Genomic DNA, 20,176 nt, shown 5'->3' on the forward strand with positions numbered 1-20,176 from the left:
GGTGTGTCGGCGACGACGCGACCGCGTCGCCCGGACGGGCCGGGTGGCACGGCGGACGGGGCCGGTCCGGGGTACCCCGGACCGGCCCCGTCGTGGATCACTGGACCAGGCAGACTCCCCCGTTGAACTGGAACGCGGCCGGGCGCGGGTTGCTCGCGCCGGAGGTGCCCTGGACGCCGAAGCTGACCGTGCTGCTCTGCGGCACGCTCCCGTTCCAGGCGACGTTGCGGGCGGTGACGGCGGCACCGGACTGGGTGACCTGCGCGTTCCAGGCGTTGGTGATCCGCTGGTCGGCCGCGAAGGACCAGGTCAACGTCCAACTGGTGACCGAGAATCCCAGGTTGGTGATCGACACCTCGGCGGTGAACCCGCCGTTCCACTGGTTGGGCTGCCAGACGACCCGGCAGGAGACGGGCGGCGGGGTGCCCGGGGGCGTGGTGGGCGGGGGCGTGGTGGGCGGGGGCGTGGTGGGCGGGGGCGTGGTGGGCGGGGGCGTGGTGGGCGGGGGCGTGGTCGGCGGAGGCGTGGTGGGCGGAGGCGTCGTCGGGGGCGGGGTGGTCGGTGGCTGGGTGGTGGGTGGCGGGGTGGTGTCCTTCGGCGGGAAGCGCAGGATGCGGTCGTCGGTCGACGCCGGGGTGCCACGGCCGTCCCGGTTGCTGGTGGTGACCCAGAGCCAGCCGTCCGGCCCGTACTCGACGGTGCGCAGGCGGCCGTACGCGCCGGTCAGCTCGGCGGTCGGGGTGCCGACCCCGCCGGTGCCGGTCAGCGGCACGGTCCACAGCCGGGTGCCGCGCAGGGCGGCGACGAAGAGCCGGTTGCCGGCGACCGCCGCGCCGCTCGGGGACGCCTCAGCGGTCGTCCAGACCAGCAGCGGGTCCCGGAACCGGGGGTCGTTGGCCCGGCCCTCGACCGTGGGCCAGCCGTAGTTGCCGCCGGCCACGATGAGGTTGACCTCGTCCCGGGTGTTCTGCCCGAACTCGGCGGCGTAGAGCCGGCCCTGGGCGTCCCAGGTCAGGCCCTGCACGTTGCGGTGTCCGAGGCTGTAGACCAGGGAGCCGGCCGTCGGGTTGTCCGAGGGCGCGGAGCCGTCCGGCCGCATCCGGAGGATCTTGCCGTTGCGGCTCTGCGGGTTCTGCGCGTTGGCGGTCTGCCCCGCGTCACCGACCCCGGCGTAGAGCATCCCGTCCGGGCCGAAGGCGATCCGCCCGCCGTTGTGGATGGTGGAGCGGGCCAGGCCGGTGAGGATCGGCTCCTGGTTCTGCGGGGCGCTGAGCCGGAACCGGACGATCCGGTTGTCGGTGGTGGTGGTGAGGTAGACGTAGACGTAGCCGTCCTGGGCGTACCCGGGGGAGACCGCGAGGCCGAGCAGGCCGCCCTCGCCGCTGGCGTTCACGCCGGAGATCTGCGCCACCTGCTCCGGGGCCTGCCCGGGACGGACCCGCACCACCTGGCCGGAGTTGCGCAACGCGGTCAGGGCGCTGCCGTCGGGCAGGAAGTCCATCCCCCAGGGCACGGTCAGGCCGGTGGCGACCACCTGGGGGCGGGTGAAGTCGAAGTCGCCGACGGCCAGGGTCGTGGCGGCCGGTGCCGGGTCGGCCGGCGCGGCCCCGGCGAGCGTGGCGGTGCCGACGCCGGTGGCCGCCAGCCCCGCCACGACCGCCGCCGCCACCATCGAACGGACTCTCACGTCGGGCACCTCCGAAGCAGTAAGTGACTTGCGTCAATATATCCTGACCTCGGTGAAAGCCGCAGCGGTGGACGAACCCGACGCCTGCCGGCGGCCCTCCCGCCGACGCCGACCGGCACCGCGGGCCTGTCGGGGGCAGCGGCTAGCATCCGCCGGTGACCCTCACCCCTGACGACCTGACCGGCTACGTCGAGCGTGACCTCGACGCCGATCTCACGCGCTGGTTCGCCGACCGCCCACCGGTCGTCGTGCCCGACCCGGCCCGGCCGGTGACGCCGATGCTCGACCGGCTGCCACCGCCGGCCGCCACGGCGTTGGCGGCGTTCGACCGCCGGGTCCGGTCCGGCCGGATGCCCCAGTTCCTCGACATCCACGACTGGTCCTACGGCTTCGACTTCGCCGGGAACGACTGCCAGCTCCTCGACGCCGACTACCGGCCGACGCTCACCGACGACGACGTCTACTCGATCGGCGCCGACGGCGGCGGCAACCTGCACGTGGTCCTCGCCAGCGGGCAGGTCGGCCTCTGGTTCCACGAGGAGGAGGTCGTCGAGGGCGGCACCCGCTTCGACACCCTCGACGTCTTCCTCTGGTCGGTCGTGCGCTACCACGCGGTGCGGGCGGGCCGGCTGGATCGGGCCGCCGTCGAGGCCGACTTCCGGTCGCTGGGCCAGGACGGCGTCCTGCGCCCCGAGGTCGGGCTGCTCAGCACGATGCCGTGACGCGCCACCCCCACCCGGACACCCCCGATCCGTGCCGCCGGCCGGGCCGGGGTGGGCACGCCTCCCGCTAGTGGGCCCGACCGGTGTCGCCGGACTGGGCCCACTCCTTCGCCAGCAGCTGGTAGGACCGCACCCGGTCGGCGTGGTCGTGGGTGATCGTGGTGACCAGCAGTTCGTCGGCGTCGGTGACGTCCCGCAGCGTGCGCAGCCGCTCGGCGACCGTGTCCGGCGCGCCGACGAACCGGGTGTCCACCCGGTCGGCGACGAGTTCCCGGTCGGCGTCGGTCCACGGCAGGGCGGCGGCCTGCTCGGGACTCGGGTACGGGATCGCGCCCACACCGCTGCGGATGCTGTGCACCCAGTGCCCGTACGGAGTGGCCAGCCGACGCGCCTCGGCGTCGGTGTCGGCGACGACCACGTCGGCGGAGACCACCACGTACGGCTTCGCCAGCACCGCCGACGGCCGGAACGCCGCCCGGTACGCGGTGACCGCGTCGAGCACCGTCGCCGGGCTGACATGGTAGTTGGCGGCGAACGGCAGGCCCCGTGCCCCGGCGAGTCGGGCGCTCTCCCCGCCGCTGCTGCCCAGCAGCCACACCTGCAGGTCCGCCCCCTCCCCCGGTACGGCGTGCGCGTCGAGGCCGTCGGCGTCCCGGTAGTCGCCGCGCAGCAGCGCGAGGATGTCGTCGAGCTGCCCGGCGAACCCGGGCGGTCGCGCGCCGGCCTGGTGCAGCAGCGCGGTGGCGAGGGCGTACCGGGGTGCGGCGGCGAGGTGGGCGTAGGAGAACAGAGCGGGGATCAGCAGCCCGTCGACCACCCGGGCGCCGGCCGGCGGTGGGGCGGGTGCGCCGCTGGCGTCGGCGCGGGGCGGTCCGGACCGGCCGATGCCGAGGTCGATGCGGCCCGGGTGCAGGGTGGCGAGGGTGCCGAACTCCTCCACCACCGACAGGGCCGTCCGGTGCCCCACCAGCAGCGCGCCGGAGCCGACCCGCAGCACGCTGGTGGCTGCGGCGACCTGCCCGATCAGCACGGCCGGCGCGGCGCTGGCCACCCCGGCGGCCAGGTGGTGTTCGGCCACCCAGTAGCGGCGGTAGCCGAACTGCTCGACCCGACGGGCCAGGTCGACGGTGTGCCGCAGCGCGTCGGCGACGGTGCCACCGGCGGGCACCGGCGACAGGTCGAGCACGGACAGCGCGGTCGATGGCATGGGTGACCCCGTTTCTGCTCAGAGCGGCGCGGCGGCGGACGCCGGCGGACGGAAGGGACGGCTGGGGATCTCCCGGCGCAGCACGGGTGCCACCTCCGCCTGGAACAGCTCCAGGCTCCGCCGGTGCGCCTCGGCGGTCAGCCCGTCCTGGTCGGCCCGCAGGTGCATCACCTCGTGGCCGAGCTGCCCGTGCTGGCGCAGCACCTTGTCGACGATCTGCTGCGGGCTGCCCACCAGCAGGGAGCTGCGGGCCAGGGCGTCCTCGATGGTGGGGAAGACCGGCTCCACGCCGAGCCGGCGGGACGCGGCGACCCGGGCGTCGAAGATCGGCCGGTACGTCTCGACCGCCTCCTGTGAGGTGCGGGCGGCGTAGAAGCCGGCGGTGCCGGCCCCGACGAGGGCGTCCGCCGGGTCGTGGCCGTGGTGCACCCACCGTTGCCGGTAGTACCGGACCAGCTCCGCGTACGGCTCGATCGGGTTGACGACGTTGGCGGAGAAGATCGGGTCGCCGTGGCGGGCGGCCAGGTCGACCGAGTCCCGGCTGGTGGCGCTGCCGTGCCAGATCCGGATGGTCTCCTGCAACGGGCGGGGCCAGGTCTCGGCCTCGGTCAACGCCGGCCGGTACCGGCCCGACCAGGTGACCCGCTCCTCCCGCCAGAGCCGGCGGAACAGCTCGTAGCCCTCCCGGCTGCGGTCCCACTGGTCCTCGGCGGTGACGCCGAAGAGCCGGGCCTGGGCGGCGCCGTTGCCCTTGCCGATGATCAGTTCCAGCCGGCCGTCGGAAAGGTGGTCGAGGGTGGCGTAGTCCTCGTAGGCGCGGACCGGGTCGAGCAGGCTCAGCGTGGTGACCGCGGTGAACAGCCGGATGGTGTGGGTCCGGGCCGCGATGTGGCTGAGCACCACCGGCGGTGCGGAGGAGATGAAGGGGCGTTCGTGGCGTTCGCCGACGCCGAAGCCGTCGAAACCGAGTTCCTCGGCGAGCACGGCGGTGTCGACCACCTCCCGGAACCGTCCGGTGGTGCTCCGCAGTCGCCCGGTGACCGGGTCGGGCAGGTGGGTGATCAGCGTGACCAGCAGGACCTTCATGCCGGAACCGGGGCCTCGCCCCGGGTGACCGGGCGGGCGGCCCTCAGGCCGAGATGCTTGCGCAGGAAGATGCCAATGGTGGCCGGGGTGGTGGCGCGGCCGGCGAGGGTCCGCAGGGGGCGGAGGGGCATGGCGGGTTCTCCTGTCCTGGCAGGTGATCGGGTGCGGCGGTCAGCTCGGCGGTGAGCCCACGTCAACCTGGTCGGATCGGGTTACCGAGGTTGCGCCGTCAGGCGGCGGGGCGGCGGGTGACGCCCTCCGGGCCGCCGGCCAGGCCGGCGTAGCGGCCCCGGTGGTAGAGCAACGGCGATCCCACGTCGGCGTGCCGGACCAGCTCCGGCTCGGCGAGCACGATCGCGTGGTCGCCCACGGGCACCCGCTCGACCACCCGGCAGAGCAGCCAGGCCAGGGTGTCGTCGAGGATCGGCACCCCCTGCGGCCCGGCCTGCCACCGGGTCGGCGCGGCGAACCGGTCGATCCCGCTGGTCGCGAAGGTGCGCGCCAGGTCCTGCTGGTGGTGGGCGAGCAGGTGCACCGCCACGTGCCGGCTGCGGGCCACCGTCGGCCAGCTCGACGCCCCGAGGTGCAGGCAGAACGAGACGATCGGCGGGGCCAGCGAGACCGAGGTGAACGAGGTGGCGGTGAAGCCGACCGCCGGGGCGCCGGGGGCGGTGACCACCACGACGGTGCTGGCCTGGTGGCGCAGCAGCGTACGCAGGGTGTCGGCGTCGGCCTCGACCGGCGGTGGACGATGGTCGGACTCGGTCGTCACAGGGGCCTCCCGCACGGGGGTCGAAGGGTCTCGGCGGCACGGCGGACGCCGCGCGGGCCTACGGGATCCGCCCTGCCGGCGGCGGTGGCGGTCAGCGCTGTGGTGCGGCGACCGCAGCCGGTCAGGCGGCGGGGGACGGCCCGGGACACCGCTGGGCGGCGACCCGCATCAGGTCGACGACCCGGCGGACGGTGAACAGCCGGACGAGCAGCACCGGACCAGTTTCCTATCGAATCGATAGGATTTCAAGCCCCGTCCCACGCCGACCCCTCCCCCACTGATCCACGGGTCAGGACCGGCCGGCCGGCGGCGGGCGGACGGCCCGCCGCCGGCCGGTCACCGGCTCAGGCTGAGGGTGACCGCGCCGGTGACCGCGCCCGACGGGTCCACCACGACGGTGTAGTCACCGGTGCCCGGCAGGACGGTCGCGCCGATGCCACCGACGCCGGCGACCAGGCAGCCGGCGGCCACCGTCGCGCCGTCGGCGTCGCGCAGGGTCAACGGGGAGCACTGGTCGGGCAGCGTGGCGTCGCTGGCCGTCACGGTCACCGACGTGCCGGCCGTGCCGGTGAACCGGTAGCTGAGCACCGCCCCCGGCCGGTCGACGGTGGCGACGACCGGCGGGCCGTCGAGGGCGATCGCGCCGACCCGGTCGGCGGTGACGGCCAGCCGCAGCGCCACGGTGCCGACGCCGCGGTCCACCGGGTCCACCAGCACGGTGTACGTCCCGTCGGCGGGCAGCAGCGTGCCGTCGACCTCGCCGACGCCGTTGACGATGCAGCCGCCGTTGAGCCGTTGCCCGTCCGGGTCGAGCAGTTCCAGCGGGGAGCACTGGTCGGGCAGGGTGCTCTGCGGCACCTCGACGAAGACCCGCTGGCCGGCCCGGCCGGTGAACCGGTACCGGGCCCGGCTGCCCGGTACGTCGAGCGTCGCGGTGACCGCCGGCGCGTCCGGTCGCAGGTTGCCTGTGGTGTCCCGGGCCGCGTAGACCCGCACGGTGGCCCGACCGGTGCCGGCACCGGCGTCGACCGCCACCGTGTACCTGCCGTCGCGGGTGAGGTCGGTGCGGTCGATGTGGCCGAGGCCGCCGACGGTGCAGCCGCTGGCCACCTCCGTCCCGCTCGGGTCGAGCAGCCGCAGTGGGGAACAGCCGTCGGCCAGGCCGGACCCGGCGACGTCGACGAACACGGCGTCCCCGGCCCGGGCGGTGAAGGTCAGCGGCGGACCACCCGGGGTCAGCGGCCCGGTGGCGAGCGGGGTAGCGGCGATCGGCGCGGGGGCCGGCGGGACGATCCGCTCGGTGCCGACGCCGCTGACCGCGAACTCGGGGCGGCCGGTCACCCCGACGTCGAGGACGCACTCGGCGAGCTGCCGGGCGTCGGTGATGCCGGCCCACCGGCACACCTGCTCGGCGTGGGCCCGTCGGGCCGGGTCGAGGTCGTCGACGGTCACCTCCCGCTGCGGGAACTCCCGGTCGGTGAACGAGCCGGTGTCCTGCCCGTCGGCGTAGCTGAACAGGGAGGTGTCCCCGGTGACCCGCCAACCGTCGGCATAGGACGGGTAGAGCTGTTCGAACGGCACGGGCTGGCGCAGGGCGGCCCCGGAGGGGGCGGCGACGTCGTCGGCCGGGTCACCGTCGAAGTCGCCGAGCAGCCCGTGGACCTTCCCGGCCCGGCCCGGGTCCAGCTTCACCAGCACCCGGTAGCCGTACGGGCCGATCGGGTCGACGGCGGCGGCGGAGCCGTCGGGCCAGCGCAGGTCGTAGCCGTCGGCGGCACCGGTGTCGGAGTCGCGGCGGGTCAGCCGACCCCCGCCGGGCAGCTCCGTCGCGCCCGGCGGCACGTCCCGGGCCGTGCCGTCGACGCGGACCTCGGTGTGGCCGTCGACCAGGGTGAGGGCGGCCCGGTGTGCGCCGGTGCGGAACGCGACGGCGGAGTTGACCGACACCGTCCGCGAGTCACCCATCGGCGTCTGCCGGACCTGCACCGAAAGCGGGTCACCCGAGGTGGACGCGACCAGCACGAACTCGCCGACGGCCTGGAAGTCGTAGTAGTGCCGGTCGAAGGTGACCAGGTGCGGGTCGCCGTTGGTGCCGCCGCAGTCGCCCCCGTCCTCGCAGAGTTTCACCGGCCCCTTGGGCGGCGGGGTCTTCTTCCTGGGCTTCTTGCACTCGTCGAGGCTCTTGGGCAGGGTCTTGCCGTCGTACTCGGTACGCGGCGGCAGGCCCTTGGCGGCCCGGTACCTGTTCTCCGCCAGGGTCGCCTTGACCTCGGCGGTCTTGATCCCGGTGCCCCCGCACTCGCCCTGCGGCACGGCGTCGCGGGAAATGTCGTCGGAGTGGTTCAGCTCGTGGTACAGCGCCGCGCACGGGTCCCGGGCGACCCCGTCGCCGTACGGGTCGACCGAGGTCGGGTTCCAGGTCACCGTGGAGGAACCCTTGCCGTCCTTGCTGTCCGGGGTCTCGAACGAGCCCGATCCGCCCGGGGTGGGGATGATCCGCACCCGGGGGGTCTTGGCGTCCCGCAGCCGGGGCAGGATGCCCGCCGGGTCGCCGCCGGCGGCGGCGAACCCCTGGAGGCAGCCGTCGACGGCGCCCTGGAAGTCGACGCCGGGGACCGGCACGCCGGCGCCCGGGTCGACCTGGTAGTCGGCCCGTGCCGGCCGGACGTCGCCGCCGACGACCGCTCCGGCGGTGACCAACAGCAGCACGACGGCGGCGGCCGGGCGGCGGCGGGTCCGCCGCAGGAGCAGCAGCGCCAGCCCACCGACCACCACCGTCAGCAGCACCGCCCCGCCGAGCAGCCAGCGCCACCACCCCGGCCCGGCGGTGTCGCGGCCGACGGTGAAACCGACGGTGCGCAGTGCCGTCGTCCCCGTGCAGGGGTCGGCCAGGCCGGTCACCGGCAGTGCCGTCCAGCTCGCCGTCACCTCGTAGCGTCCGGCCGCCCCGACCGGCCACCGGGTGTCCAACCCGCCGCCGTCCGGGGTCGCCGTCACCGACCGCAGCACCACGGCGTCGTCGCCGTCGCCGTCGTGCATCCGGAGGCCGACCAGTGCCACGGTCACGCTCTGCCCGGGTGCCAGGGTGACCGTGCCGGCGGTGGCGGCGGCACCGATGCCGTCGCCGTAGAAGCTGCGGCCCAGGCTCGGGGTCAGCTCCTGACCGTCCCGGCGGACCGAGGTCACCTGCACGGTGCCGTCGGCCACGGTGGCCAGCGCGCAGGCCGTACCGGTGTCGTTGGTGACGGCGAACGTCAACCGGACCGGCTCGCCCGGGGCGTACCGGGGGGTGCTGGTCCGCAGGTCCAGCCCGAGGCCCCCGGCGGGCGGCGCGGCCAGGGCCGGCACCGGCCCCGCCGCCAGCGCCGCCACGAGGACGGCGCACCCGCCGACGAGTCGCACGATCAGCGTCATGCGCGGCACTCTAGGGCCGCGACGCACGCGCCCCGCGCGACTGTCGCGCATCGGTCGCCACCACCGCGACCGCCCCCGCCGCCCGGACCACCCCGGCCGCCCACCGTCACCCCACCGTCACCCGGCGATGACCTCCCGCAACCGGACGGCGAAGCCGGCCGGGTCGTCGGCGAAGCCGAGGTGACCGCCGGGGAACATGGTGGGCGGCACCCCCAGGGCGGCGGCCAGCGCGCGGGAGCTGCGGTCGCACAGCTCCCCGGCCGAGTCCGCACCGAGACCGACGACCACCCGGGTCGGGCCGTCGCGCAGGGCGGCCACGTCCGGCTGGTAGCGGGTGGTGCCGCGCAGGGTGTGCAGGTACTGGTACCGCTCGTCGGCGGCGTCCTGCGGGTCGGTTTCCTGGCCGAACATGCCCTGGATCATCTCCTCGGGCATGACGATGTTGGCGATGGCGAGGAACTTCCGCCAGGCACCCAGCCGGTCCCCCCGCCGGTAGGTGGCGACCATGTCGTCCTCCCGGGCGAGCAGTTCGTCACGGTCGTCGAGCAGCAGCACCAGCGGCGGCTCGTGGGCGATCACGGTGTGCGCCACCTGCGGGTGCGCGTGGGCGAGTGCCAGGACGGTGACCGCACCGCCGCTGGAGCCGAGCACCGCCGCCGGGCCGGCGTCGAGGTGGGCCAGCAGCCGGGCCAGGTCGTCGGCGCGCAGTTCGGGCGTGGAATCCTGCTCGGGGTCGTGCAGCCGGCTGCGGCGGATGCCCCGTGGGTCGGTGGTGAGCACCGTGTGGTCGGTGGCGAGCAGGTCGGCCAGCGGGGCGAACGTCCGGGCGTCCATCGGGGCGGCGACCAGCGCCACCAGGGGCCCCTGGCCGCGTACCTCGAAGTGCAGGGTCCCGTCGGGGACGGCCAGGGTGGCGGTGGTCACCGGGACGGTGGTGGAACTGCTCATGTTCGGGTCCTCCGGGTCGTGACGTGCGGCTCTTACCCGGTAAGACTCCCGGCGTGGGGCAGAATCGTCGGTCGTGAGCAGGATTCTTGCCGAGATCACGGACGACGACCACGACGCGACGCTGACCCGCGCCCGGGGCGGGGACGACGCCGCGTTCACCGCGCTGGTCGCGCCGCTGCGGCCGGAACTGCACGCGCACTGCTACCGGATGCTCGGCTCCCCGCACGACGCCGACGACGCGTTGCAGGAGGCCCTGCTGCGGGCCTGGCGGTCGCTGCCCCGTTTCGAGGGGCGCAGCTCCCTGCGGACCTGGCTCTACACCGTCGCCACCCGCACCTGCCTGGACCTGGCCACCGGGCGGGGGCGGCGGGCGTTGCCCGTCGACCTGGGGCCGGCCAGCGAGCACGCCGTGCCGGGCGGCGTCGCCGCCGACCACGTACGGTGGCTCGGCCCCTACCCCGACGCCGACCTGGCCGTCGGCCCGGCCGCCCCGGACGCCCGCTACGAGCAGCGGGAGGCCGTCGAGCTGGCGTTCGTCGCCGCGCTGCAGCACCTGCCCGGCAACCAGCGGGCCGCGCTGCTGCTGTTCGACGTGCTCGGCTTCACCGCCGCCGAGATCGCCGCCATGACGGGCACCTCCGCCGGGTCGGTCAACTCGGCGCTGGCGCGGGCCCGTCGGGTCGTCGCCGAACGGGTGCCCGCCCGCAGCCAGCAGCAGGCGCTGCGGACCCTCGGTGACGCCCGGCTGCGGGAGGTCGCCGCCGGTTACGCCACCGCGCTGGAGAACGGCGACGCCGACGCCCTGGTCGCCCTCCTCACCGAGGACGTCACCTGGTCGATGCCGCCGCTGCCGCACTGGTACGCCGGCCGGGACGCGGTGCTGGACTTCGCGCGGGCGATGCCGCTGGGCAGTTGCGGCAGGTGGCGGCACGTGCCGGTCGCCGCCAACGGCCAGCCGGCGGTGGCCAACTACCTGCGCGCGGGCGACACCGGCCCGTACCTGCCCTGGTCGATCACGGTGCTGACGGTGCGCGACGGCCGGATCGCCGAACTCGTGTCGTTCCTCGACGACACCCTGTTCCCGACGTTCGGCCTGCCGGCCACCCGCTGACGGCCGGTGGGCGTGGCTCGCGCCCACCGGCCGGCGCGTCGGCCCGCTCAGGCCAGCGGCGCGGTGAGGGTGTACGAGGCGTCCCCGGCGAAGGTGCTGCCGGCGGCGTACGGGTCGACCCGCAGCACGTAGTCGTAGTGGCGCAGGTAGCGGCCGGGATGGTTCCACGACTCGAACGAGTAGCTGCCGCCCCCGGCCAACCCGGTCCGGCTGCAGAAGGTGGCGTCCCCGGCGAAGACGGCACTGCCGTCGTTGCCGGCGAGCCGGATCGTGAAGTCCCAGTGCCGCAGGTAGGAGCCGTTGACCGCGCGGAACGAATAGCAGGCGGCGTTGGCCAGGCCGGGAACGATCTGGAAGGTGGCGTCCTGCCGGTCGCCCAGCGGACTGCCGCTGCCCAGTACGTCGATGCGGGCCACGTTGTCGCGGTGGCGGACGTAGCGGTCGGGGAAGTTCGCCGAGCGCAGCGAGCGGTTGCCGGTGGGCGGGGCGGAGGAGTCCCCGACGCTCTCCCGCAGCACGGTGAAGTGGCGCACCGTGCCGGACAGCCCGGCCAGTTCGGTCTTGCCGGTGAAGCCGTACAGGTCGCTGCTGTCGGCGGAGTAGTAGCGGCCGGCGCCGTACTGGTCGAAGTAGATGCGCCACCGGTTGTCGGGCAGCCGGACCAGGGCGGGGCCTTCCAGGCCGGAACCCCAGCCGGCCCAGTTGCCGGTGCCGACCCAGCTCCACGGGCCGGTCAGCGCGGGGGCGGTGGCGTGCTCGATGTACTTGGTCGTCTCGTTCTTCATGAAGTTGTGGTAGGTGTTGCCGACCTTGACGATGAAGCTGTCGATGTGGTTAGTGCCGATGCCGGCGAGCGCCGCCGGGGCGCTCCACGCCGACAGCGCGGAGTTCGTCGCGGTGATCCGGTAGGGCTGGAACTGCCCGGCGGTGCCGGTCTGCGAGACGGAGACGACGATGTGCACGCTGCCGTCGCTGTCGACGAACCACTCCGGGGCCCAGGTGCTGCCGTTGGCCGGCGCGACACCGACGGTGACGTTGCGTTGGAAGGTCCAGCTCAGGTAGTCGGCGCTGCGGGCGATGCCGATGGTGTTGCCGGTCCAGCCGGTGGTGTAGACGAGGTAGTAGTAACCGTCGGTGTGCCGGATGACGCTCGGGTCGCGGACCAGGCCGGACGGCGGGGTGTAGGCGTTGGCCCGTTGGAGGGTGAACCGGGTGGCGTCGGCCGAGTCGTAGACGTACATGTTGGATTCGCTGCTGTTGGTGAACGCGGTCATCAGGTAGTGCGGGACCGGCCCGGCGGCGTTGGCCCGCGCCGGCCCGGCGACCAGCAGGCCACCGAGCACGCAGAGCACCGCCGCCAGGGCGCCGTACCGGAGACGTCCCATCGACACACCTCTCTCTATAAATAGATGGTTGTCATCCTGCACTATTGCCAATGGTTTTCGTAAGTGTTGCGATAAGCGCCATGGCCCGGACCTCCCGCGACATCCGTTCCGCCAACCGGCTCACCGTCGTCCAGCAGGTCGTCGCCGCCGGCACCACCAGCCGGCAACGTCTCGCCGTCGACACCGGGCTCAGCCTCGGCACCGTCGCCACCCTGGTCGCCGAACTCACCGACCTCGGGCTGCTCACCGAGGCCGGCCAGGAGGACTCCGGTGGCGGGCGGCCCCGCGGCCTGGTCGCCGCCGACCCGCACGGCGGCCTGCTCGTCGGCGTCGACGTCGCCGAGACGTACGTGCACGTCGACCTCTTCGACACCACGCTGACCCGGCTGACCGGAGCCGAGGAGGCGCTACGCCCCCTGGAACGCCGCCCCCACCAGGTGGTCCGGCACATCGTCAGCGGCATCGGCACCGTCCTGGCCGGCACCGGGGCCCGGGTGCTCGGCGTCGGGGTCAGCGTCCCCGGCCAGGTCGACCGGGAGGGCGGTGTGTCGGTGTTCGCGCCCAACTGGAACTGGCACGACGTACCGCTGCGGGACCTGCTCGCCGACCACCTGCCGCTGCCGCTGCACCTGGACAACCCGCTGCGCGCGGCGATGCTCGCCGAACTGTGGGCCGGGGCCGCCCGGGGCCGCGACGACGTCGCCGTGATCAACCTGGGTACCGGCGTCGGCGCGGGCCTCGCCTTCGGCGGCACCCTCTACCGGGGCAGCAGCAACAGCGCCGGCGAGTGGGGGCACACCACCCTGGTCCTCGACGGCCGGCTCTGCCGGTGCGGCAGCCGGGGCTGCGTCGAGGCGTACGTCGGCGCGCCCGGCATCATGCAGACCCTGCGCGACCTGGCCCCGACCAGCCCGCTGCTGCACCCCGAGGACCAGACCGCCACCCTCGACGCCCTCGCCGCCGCACTGGCCGCCGACGACCCCACCGCCGCGAAGGTGGTCGCCGAGACCGCCCGCTACCTCGGCGTCGCCGTCGCCGACCTGGTCAACCTGCTCAACCCGGAGGTCATCGTGCTCAGCAGCTGGGTCGCCGACCGGCTCGGCGACCGGCTGCGCGACGAGGTCCGCGCCGTGGTCGCCCAGCACGCGCTGCGCCGCCCGCTCGCCGCCACCGGGATCGTCCGCTCCCCCGTCGCCGGCAACCCGGTCAGCCTCGGCGCGGCCACCCTCGCCCTGGAAGGCTTCCTCACCCAGGGCCGCTAACCCCCACCCCACCCGCCCCCGTCCGCCCCGCCCCGACCCGCCCCGGCCCGACCTGATCGGCGCTATCTGGCCGATTTAGCGGTATCGGAGCGCTCGGATACCACTGGATCGCCGATACAGGCCGTGTCGGACCGGGACCTCAGTCCAGGATCGCCGTCGCCTCGACCTCGACGAGAACGTCCGGCTCGAAGAGATAATCGACGCCGATGAGCGACGACGGGGGCAACGGCTGCGGCAGGCCGAGTTCCGCCGCGACATCCTCCACCCCGGCCATGAAGTCGCCGATCCGCTCCGGCGACCAGTTCGTCACGTAGAACGTCAGGCGGACGACATCCGCGAAGCCCGCGCCGGCACCGGCCAGCCCGTACCCCGTGTTGCGCAGCGCCTGGGCGACCTGACCCCGCAGGTCGCCGGCCGCGACCGGCCGGCCGGCCTCGTCCCGGCTGATCTGACCGGCCACGTGGACGTGGCGCGACCCCGACGCGACCGCGACGTGGTGGTAGGGAACGGGCTGCATCATGCCCGGCGCGGAGAAGAGCTGGACACCCATCTGACTTCCTTTCCTCGTTGGTATCTCATGGATACCTGGTGTCCCGAGGGAACTTCAACGAGACTAGGTGTCATGCCCGAAACCACACCCCTGCCGGAGGAAGCCCTCCGGATCACCCCGCCACACCGCGAACTGCTCGACCAGGTCCTCGACAAGTGGTCACTGGAGGTGCTCAACCAACTCTGCGAACGACCCTGCCGGTTCAACGAGCTACGCCACGCCATCCCCACCGTGTCCCAGAAGTCACTGAGCGCCACCCTGCGTCGGCTCGAACGCAACGGCATCGTCGCGCGGCACGTCCTGTCGTCGCGGCCGGTCGCCGTCGAATACCGCATCACCCCGCTGGGCAAGACCCTCCGGCACCCGGTCGACGTGCTCCTCGACTGGGCCGGGCGGCACCTGCCCGCCATCGAGGCCGCCCGCCGTTCGTACGACGAGACCAACTAACGACGCGCGATCGCGCCGCCTCCCCGGGGCGACGCTCAGACGAGGCGCTGGAGGCGTACCTTCGGGTGCTGCCGTCCTTCGCCGCCCTGTGCGAGCGATACGAGGAGAGCAACACCGTCATCCGCGCCGCGATGCTCATCCTCAAAGCCGGAGGGTTGATCGACGGCAGGCAGGGCAAGGGTGTCTACGTCGCAACGCCGCTCCCCCGCCAGCCTCGGTCATTCAGCGGGGAACGGCTTCGGCGCACCACACCGACGGTCGACCCGGAAATGCAGCGTCATACCGTCGAGCACGCACGACGTGTCAGGGCTTTCGGCCACTCATCCCCGCACGAGTCGATTTGGAACGTTCCTTTGCAGTGCATTCAGGGGCCCCACCGGAAAGACGCCAGGCTGACGCCGCAGCCACCTGCGATTCTGGTCCACCACCGCCCACCACCCCGCCAGGCGCTTGGTGTTGATCGCCATATAGCATCGGCTCGTGGCTCCAACCAGCACGAACTCGACTGGCGAGCGGCTACCTCGACGCCTCTCACCGGGAGTCAATATCGCAAGCGCGCTGTTGACCCTCCAGGCATCCCTGCTAATATTCGCGGCGATTTCCGTAATATATACCCAAGGGGACATCAACGCTGCCATAAACGACGCAGCGAACCGCTCCGGCATACCGATAGACAGCAGTTCGATCGCACTCAAGGCGTCCTACTTCCACTTCGAAGCCCGGATTACCCTGTGGTATGCGTTCTTCTTCGCACCGACATTGGCCGGCGTTGCCCTGTGGGTCAGGACGGGCCACGAGGCCGCAAGGGTGGTCACCCTCATAACGAGCCTGCTCAGCGTGGTCTGCTGCTACGGTTCCGGATGGCGACTATGGCTATCCGACGAACCGACAGAGTTTGATGACGCACTTCCCGCAGCATTCGCCAAGATTTATCCGACATGGGTTGAGGTTGGCAGAATCGGGCTAGTGGCATCCTTTGTGCCTGCTATTATCGCAGCAACCATCCTCGCCTTCAGCGGGCGTGCCGCTGTCCGCAACTCCCCAGGATCGAACTCGTGACCTCTACGCATCGGGCACGCTGTGGGAACGGAAGGCTGAGCGCCTACGCTGATGCTCATGGAAGGGATCGGGGCTGGACTCATGATTCTGTGCGGCGCGCTGAGTTGCCTGTTCGTCTGCCTCATGCTCTGCGCCGTCGCTGCCACGTGGGCCACTCGGCCCGAACGTAGGCGCTGACCATACAGCTCGACCGCTATGCGCAAAGGACCTTCCCAGCCGGCCGGGCCAGCCTCGATGCGAACGGTGACCTGCAGAAAGGGTTTTCCAGCGTCCACGGCCGTCCGGCGATGCGCGTACCGGCCGTCACTCGGTTGGCCACTCAGGTCCGGACACTCCGGGCTGTCTCGGCGGGAGCGCCGTCACCGTTCGACGGTCCATCCGAGCGCCGCAAGGCGGTCAATCAATCGGTCGACATTACGGGTCCGAAAGATCCACAACTCATCACCATCACCAACCTCGAACTCCAACCCGGCGCTTCGCCATCGTCGGATCGCAACCAGATTGTCGGCGGTGATCATCAGAGTTCCGGCCCAGATCTCCCTCAACGTGATGAAGTTCGGATCCGCTCGAAGCCTCGCCATCGGCCAGCCAGAATCGGCGCGAAAACCGCCCCCAACTCTAGGAACCACCCGGATACCGCCACGTAACGAGTACCCCTCCACGCCCGCCAACCTTCGATCCTCCGCGCCAAGGGAACATCAGTAGCTGAGGCCGTCAGACCGACACTCGGCCCACTGATCATGCCAGCACCCTCCGAGTCCTCGACGACGTGGCCGGTGTCGGAGTAGACGCCCACCATCCCGGTCACCTCGACACCGATACCGGTCTCCTCGCGGGTCTCCCGGACTGCTACGAACGAGCCGGGACAGCACCCGTCCGGTGATCACCGTCCCTTCGCAGCACGGCTCCCACCCCCGGCCCGGGGGGCCCAGCGGGGAGGGGCCGTGCTGTCCGCAGGTTTCAGTGCCGTCGAGGTGACGGCGTCACTTGGCGTTGAAGTAGTTCGCCTCCGGGTGGTGCACCACGATCGCGTCGGTGGCCTGCTCCGGCACCAGCTGGAACTCCTCCGACAACTGCACGCCGATCCGCTCCGCCCCCAGCAGCTCCACCATCTTCGCCCGGTCCTCCAGGTCCGGGCAGGCCGGGTAGCCGAACGCGTACCGGCAGCCCCGGTAGTCGTTGCGCAGCAGACCGGCCAGGTCGGTCGGGTCGCCGGTGGCGACCGTGCCGCCGCCCGGCAGGGTCAGCTCGGAGCGGATACGCCGGTGCCAGTACTCGGCGAGCGCCTCGGTGAGCTGCACGGACAACCCGTGCACCTCCAGGTAGTCGCGGTACTCGTTGGCGGCGAACATCTTCGCGGTGTACTCGCTGATCGGCTGCCCGACGGTGACCAGCTGCAACGCCACCACGTCCAGCCCGTCGTCCTTCGGGCGGAAGAAGTCGGCCAGGCAGAGCCGCCGTTCCTGTCGCTGCCGGGGGAACGAGAACCGGGCCCGCTCGCTGGTGCCGTTCTCGTCCAGCACCACCAGGTCGTTGCCCTCGGAGTACGCCGGGAAGTAGCCGTACACCACGGCCGCCTCCAGCACCTGGTCGGCGATGAGCCGGTCCAGCCAGTACCGCAGCCGGGGCCGCCCCTCGGTCTCCACCAGTTCCTCGTACGACGGACCCTGGCCGCCCCGCGACCCGCGCAGCCCCCACTGGCCGAGGAACGTGGCCCGCTCGTCCAGCAGCGCCGAGTAGTCGGCCAGCGGCACCCCCTTGACCACCCGGGTGCCGAAGAACGGCGGGGTGGGCACCGCCACGTCGGTGGCCACGTCGGAGCGGACCGAGGAGTCGTGCAGCTCCGGCAGCGCCTCGGTGACCATGGTGCGCTGCTTCTCCCGGCGGGCCCGTCGGGCCGCCAGGGCCGCCTCCCGCTCCGGGTCGATCACGGGTGCGCCACCACGCTTGGCGGTCATCACCCGGTCCATCAGGGCCAACCCCTCGAAGGCGTCCCGGGCGTAGTGCACCTGGCCGGGGAACATCGCCCGCAGGTCGTCCTCGACGTACGCGCGGGTCAGCGCCGCCCCGCCCAGCAGCACCGGCCACCGCTCGGCCACCCCGCGCGACGCCATCTCGGCGAGGTTCTCCTTCATGATGACCGTGCTCTTCACCAGCAGCCCGGACATGCCGATCGCGTCGGCCCGGTGCTGCTCGGCGGCGTCGAGGATCGCGGTGATCGGCTGCTTGATGCCGATGTTCACGACCTCGTAGCCGTTGTTGGACAGGATGATGTCGACCAGGTTCTTGCCGATGTCGTGCACGTCGCCGCGTACGGTGGCCAACACGATCCGGCCCTTGCCGCCGTCCTCGACCGCCTCCATGTGCGGCTCCAGGTAGGCCACCGCCGTCTTCATCACCTCGGCGGACTGGAGCACGAACGGCAACTGCATCTGCCCGGAGCCGAACAGCTCACCGACGACCTTCATCCCGTCCAGCAGGATGTCGTTGATGATGGACAGCGGGGACCGGCCCTGCGCCATCGCGGCGTCCAGGTCGGCCTCCAGGCCGTTGCGCTCGCCGTCGATGATCCGCCGCTTGAGCCGCTCGTCCAGCGGCAGCCCGGCCAACTCCTCGGCCCGGGTGGCCCGCGCCGAGGCGGCGTCGACACCCTCGAACGCCTCGATGAACCGCTGCACCGGGTCGTAGCCCTCGCGCCGCCGGTCGTAGATCAGGTCGAGGGCGACCTCGCGCTGCGCCTCGGGGATCTTGGACATCGGCAGGATCTTGCTGGCGTGCACGATCGCCGAGGTCAGCCCGGCCTGCACGCACTCGTGCAGGAACACCGAGTTGAGCACCTGCCGGGCCGCCGGGTTGAGGCCGAACGAGACGTTCGAGATGCCCAGGGTGAAGTTGACCCCCGGGTAGCGGGCGGCGATCTCCCGGATCGCCTCGATCGTCTCGATGCCGTCGCGCCGGGTCTCCTCCTGGCCGGTGGCGATCGGGAAGGTCAGGGCGTCGATGAGGATGTCCGACCGGTCCATGCCCCAGCGGCCGGTCAGGTCGTCGATCAGCCGGGCCGCCACCCGGACCTTCCACTCCCGGGTACGGGCCTGCCCCTCCTCGTCGATGAGCAGCGCCACCACGGCCGCACCGTGCTCGGCGATGACCGGCATGACCCGCGCGTAGCGGGAGTCGGGGCCGTCGCCGTCCTCGAAGTTGACCGAGTTGACCACGCAACGCCCGCCGAGCATCTCCAACCCGGCCTCGATCACCGCCGGCTCGGTGGAGTCCAGCATGATCGGCAGGGTGGACGCGGTGGCGAACCGGCCGGCCAGCTCCCGCATGTCCTGCGTGCCGTCCCGGCCGACGTAGTCGACGCACAGGTCGAGCAGGTGCGAACCGTCGCGGGCCTGGCTGCGGGCCACCTCGACGCACGCCTGCCAGTCGGCGGCGAGCATCGACTCACGGAACGCCTTGGAGCCGTTGGCGTTGGTCCGCTCCCCCACCATCAGCACCGAGGCGTCCTGGGCGAACGGCACCGGGTGGTAGATCGACGAGACGCCCGCCTCGTGCCGGGGCTCGCGGGCCGCCGGGGTCGCGCCGTGCAGCCGCTCGGCCAGCGCCCGGATGTGCTCCGGGGTGGTGCCGCAGCAGCCGCCGATCAGCCCGACACCGTAGTCGGCGACGAACCGTTCCAGGGCGTCGGCCAGCTCGGCCGGGCTCAGCGGGAAGTACGCCCCGTCGGCGGTCAGCACCGGCAGGCCGGCGTTCGGCATCACCGACAGCGGGATCCGGGAGTGCTGCGACAGGTAGCGCAGGTGCTCGCCCATCTCGGCCGGGCCGGTCGAGCAGTTCAGCCCGATCAGGTCCACCCCCAGCGGCTCGATGGCCGCCAGTGCCGCCCCGATCTCGCTGCCCACCAGCATGGTGCCGGTGGTCTCCACCGCCACGTGGCAGATGATCGGCACCTGCTGGCCCAGCTCGGCCATCGCCCGCTTCGATCCGACCACGGCCGCCTTGACCTGCAACAGGTCCTGGCAGGTCTCGATGATCAGCGCGTCCGACCCGCCCGCGATCAGTCCGGCCGCGTTCTCCTGGTACGCGTCCCGCAACGTCGCGTACGGGGCGTGGCCGAGGGTGGGCAGCTTGGTGCCGGGGCCGATCGAGCCGAGCACGAACCGGGGGCGCTCCGCCGTGGTGTACGCGTCGGCGGCCTCCCGGGCGATCCGCGCGCCGGCCTCGGACAGCTCCCGGATGCGCTGCGGGATGTCGTACTCGGCGAGGTTGGCGAGGTTCGCGCCGAACGTGTTCGTCTCGACACAGTCCGCGCCGGCCGCCAGGTAGGCCTCGTGCACGCCGCGCACCACGTCGGGCCGGGTCACGTTGAGGATCTCGTTGCAGCCCTCCAGCCCCTCGAAGTCGTCGAGGCTCAGGTCGGCAGCCTGGAGCATCGTCCCCATCGCGCCGTCGGCGATGAGAATCCGGTCGGCCAGCACATCCCGCAACGAAGTCCGCACCACATCAGGTTAGTGCGGTCGATCCGG

General features: G+C 72.7%; 16 protein-coding genes and 2 pseudogenes. 6 read left to right on the forward strand and 12 right to left on the reverse strand.

Features of this window, described 5'->3' with window-relative positions:
• Positions 1–97: 97 nt before the first annotated feature.
• Positions 98–613 carry a cellulose binding domain-containing protein gene (locus ACN265_RS15675; protein WP_421411503.1) on the reverse strand — a complete coding sequence of 172 codons (516 nt, stop codon included), beginning with the start codon at positions 611–613 and terminating at the stop codon, positions 98–100.
• Positions 605–1,672: pseudogene (locus tag ACN265_RS15680) on the reverse strand (PQQ-dependent sugar dehydrogenase); the annotation flags it as partial. The pseudogene ACN265_RS15680 and the gene ACN265_RS15675, both read right to left, overlap by 9 nt.
• A 170-nt stretch (positions 1,673–1,842) precedes the next feature.
• On the opposite strand from ACN265_RS15680, the gene ACN265_RS15685 reads away from it, so the two are divergent.
• Positions 1,843–2,409, forward strand: coding sequence for a hypothetical protein (locus ACN265_RS15685; protein ID WP_421408379.1), 567 nt, complete (start codon positions 1,843–1,845; stop codon positions 2,407–2,409).
• Positions 2,410–2,476: 67 nt separating this feature from the next.
• Here ACN265_RS15685 and ACN265_RS15690 read toward each other — a convergent pair whose 3' ends face one another.
• The 6 genes from ACN265_RS15690 to ACN265_RS15715 all read right to left on the reverse strand — a co-directional run bounded on the left by ACN265_RS15690 (position 2,477) and on the right by ACN265_RS15715 (position 9,836).
• Positions 2,477–3,616: an LLM class flavin-dependent oxidoreductase gene (locus ACN265_RS15690; protein WP_421408380.1), complete on the reverse strand. Its 1,140-nt coding sequence runs from the start codon at positions 3,614–3,616 to the stop codon at positions 2,477–2,479.
• Positions 3,617–3,634: 18 nt separating this feature from the next.
• Entirely contained in the window at positions 3,635–4,702 is a 1,068-nt protein-coding gene (locus tag ACN265_RS15695; RefSeq protein WP_421408381.1) for an LLM class flavin-dependent oxidoreductase, read from the reverse strand.
• Positions 4,699–4,833, reverse strand: coding sequence for a hypothetical protein (locus ACN265_RS15700; RefSeq protein WP_421408382.1), 135 nt, complete (start codon positions 4,831–4,833; stop codon positions 4,699–4,701). Before ACN265_RS15700 ends, ACN265_RS15695 begins: the two co-directional genes overlap by 4 nt.
• Before the next feature lie 98 nt (positions 4,834–4,931).
• Complete coding sequence (locus ACN265_RS15705) at positions 4,932–5,474, reverse strand: flavin reductase family protein (protein WP_204924483.1); 543 nt, start codon at positions 5,472–5,474, stop codon at positions 4,932–4,934.
• A 336-nt stretch (positions 5,475–5,810) separates the two neighbouring features.
• Positions 5,811–8,888, reverse strand: coding sequence for a VWD domain-containing protein (locus tag ACN265_RS15710; RefSeq protein WP_421408383.1), 3,078 nt, complete (start codon positions 8,886–8,888; stop codon positions 5,811–5,813).
• Between the two features lie 117 nt (positions 8,889–9,005).
• Positions 9,006–9,836 (reverse strand): alpha/beta fold hydrolase, encoded by an 831-nt coding sequence (locus ACN265_RS15715; RefSeq protein ID WP_421408384.1) that lies wholly within the window; start codon positions 9,834–9,836, stop codon positions 9,006–9,008.
• Between the two features lie 73 nt (positions 9,837–9,909).
• Here ACN265_RS15715 and ACN265_RS15720 point away from each other — a divergent pair, with 73 nt between their 5' ends.
• Entirely contained in the window at positions 9,910–10,947 is a 1,038-nt protein-coding gene (locus ACN265_RS15720) for a sigma-70 family RNA polymerase sigma factor (RefSeq protein ID WP_421408385.1), read from the forward strand.
• 47 nt (positions 10,948–10,994) lie between these two features.
• Here ACN265_RS15720 and ACN265_RS15725 read toward each other — a convergent pair whose 3' ends face one another.
• Positions 10,995–12,332 carry a glycoside hydrolase family 43 protein gene (locus ACN265_RS15725; RefSeq protein ID WP_363654264.1) on the reverse strand — a complete coding sequence of 446 codons (1,338 nt, stop codon included), beginning with the start codon at positions 12,330–12,332 and terminating at the stop codon, positions 10,995–10,997.
• A gap of 80 nt (positions 12,333–12,412) precedes the next feature.
• Here ACN265_RS15725 and ACN265_RS15730 point away from each other — a divergent pair, with 80 nt between their 5' ends.
• Positions 12,413–13,594: an ROK family protein gene (locus ACN265_RS15730; RefSeq protein ID WP_204924487.1), complete on the forward strand. Its 1,182-nt coding sequence runs from the start codon at positions 12,413–12,415 to the stop codon at positions 13,592–13,594.
• A 139-nt stretch (positions 13,595–13,733) separates the two neighbouring features.
• Here ACN265_RS15730 and ACN265_RS15735 read toward each other — a convergent pair whose 3' ends face one another.
• Positions 13,734–14,144, reverse strand: coding sequence for a RidA family protein (locus ACN265_RS15735; protein ID WP_357926723.1), 411 nt, complete (start codon positions 14,142–14,144; stop codon positions 13,734–13,736).
• A 72-nt stretch (positions 14,145–14,216) separates the two neighbouring features.
• Between ACN265_RS15735 and ACN265_RS15740 the strand changes: the two genes are divergently transcribed.
• From ACN265_RS15740 to ACN265_RS15750, 3 genes and pseudogenes are all read left to right on the forward strand, one after another.
• Positions 14,217–14,591 (forward strand): winged helix-turn-helix transcriptional regulator, encoded by a 375-nt coding sequence (locus ACN265_RS15740; protein ID WP_420117785.1) that lies wholly within the window; start codon positions 14,217–14,219, stop codon positions 14,589–14,591.
• Positions 14,592–14,659: 68 nt separating this feature from the next.
• A pseudogene (locus ACN265_RS15745) lies at positions 14,660–14,800 on the forward strand (GntR family transcriptional regulator); the annotation flags it as partial.
• 271 nt (positions 14,801–15,071) lie between these two features.
• Positions 15,072–15,650 carry a hypothetical protein gene (locus ACN265_RS15750; RefSeq protein WP_421411735.1) on the forward strand — a complete coding sequence of 193 codons (579 nt, stop codon included), beginning with the start codon at positions 15,072–15,074 and terminating at the stop codon, positions 15,648–15,650.
• A gap of 359 nt (positions 15,651–16,009) precedes the next feature.
• Here the strand turns inward: ACN265_RS15750 and ACN265_RS15755 are convergent, their stop codons facing one another.
• Complete coding sequence (locus ACN265_RS15755; protein ID WP_420117784.1) at positions 16,010–16,312, reverse strand: hypothetical protein; 303 nt, start codon at positions 16,310–16,312, stop codon at positions 16,010–16,012.
• Between the two features lie 321 nt (positions 16,313–16,633).
• Positions 16,634–20,137, reverse strand: coding sequence for a methionine synthase (metH, locus tag ACN265_RS15760; protein ID WP_421411505.1), 3,504 nt, complete (start codon positions 20,135–20,137; stop codon positions 16,634–16,636).
• Between the last annotated feature and the right edge of the window lie 39 nt (positions 20,138–20,176).

Source organism: Micromonospora sp. WMMD730 (genome assembly GCF_049178955.1).
GTDB classification, from domain to species: Bacteria; Actinomycetota; Actinomycetes; order Mycobacteriales; family Micromonosporaceae; genus Micromonospora; species Micromonospora wenchangensis.

Coding starts and splice junctions, on each gene's coding strand:
- ACN265_RS15740 (WP_420117785.1), top strand. CDS start 14,217: ATGCCCGAAACCACACCCCTGCCGGAGGAAGCCCTCCGGATCACCCCG.
- ACN265_RS15690 (WP_421408380.1), bottom strand. CDS start 3,616: ATGCCATCGACCGCGCTGTCCGTGCTCGACCTGTCGCCGGTGCCCGCC.
- ACN265_RS15710 (WP_421408383.1), bottom strand. CDS start 8,888: ATGACGCTGATCGTGCGACTCGTCGGCGGGTGCGCCGTCCTCGTGGCG.
- ACN265_RS15725 (WP_363654264.1), bottom strand. CDS start 12,332: ATGGGACGTCTCCGGTACGGCGCCCTGGCGGCGGTGCTCTGCGTGCTC.
- ACN265_RS15735 (WP_357926723.1), bottom strand. CDS start 14,144: ATGGGTGTCCAGCTCTTCTCCGCGCCGGGCATGATGCAGCCCGTTCCC.
- ACN265_RS15700 (WP_421408382.1), bottom strand. CDS start 4,833: ATGCCCCTCCGCCCCCTGCGGACCCTCGCCGGCCGCGCCACCACCCCG.
- ACN265_RS15715 (WP_421408384.1), bottom strand. CDS start 9,836: ATGAGCAGTTCCACCACCGTCCCGGTGACCACCGCCACCCTGGCCGTC.
- ACN265_RS15695 (WP_421408381.1), bottom strand. CDS start 4,702: ATGAAGGTCCTGCTGGTCACGCTGATCACCCACCTGCCCGACCCGGTC.
- ACN265_RS15730 (WP_204924487.1), top strand. CDS start 12,413: ATGGCCCGGACCTCCCGCGACATCCGTTCCGCCAACCGGCTCACCGTC.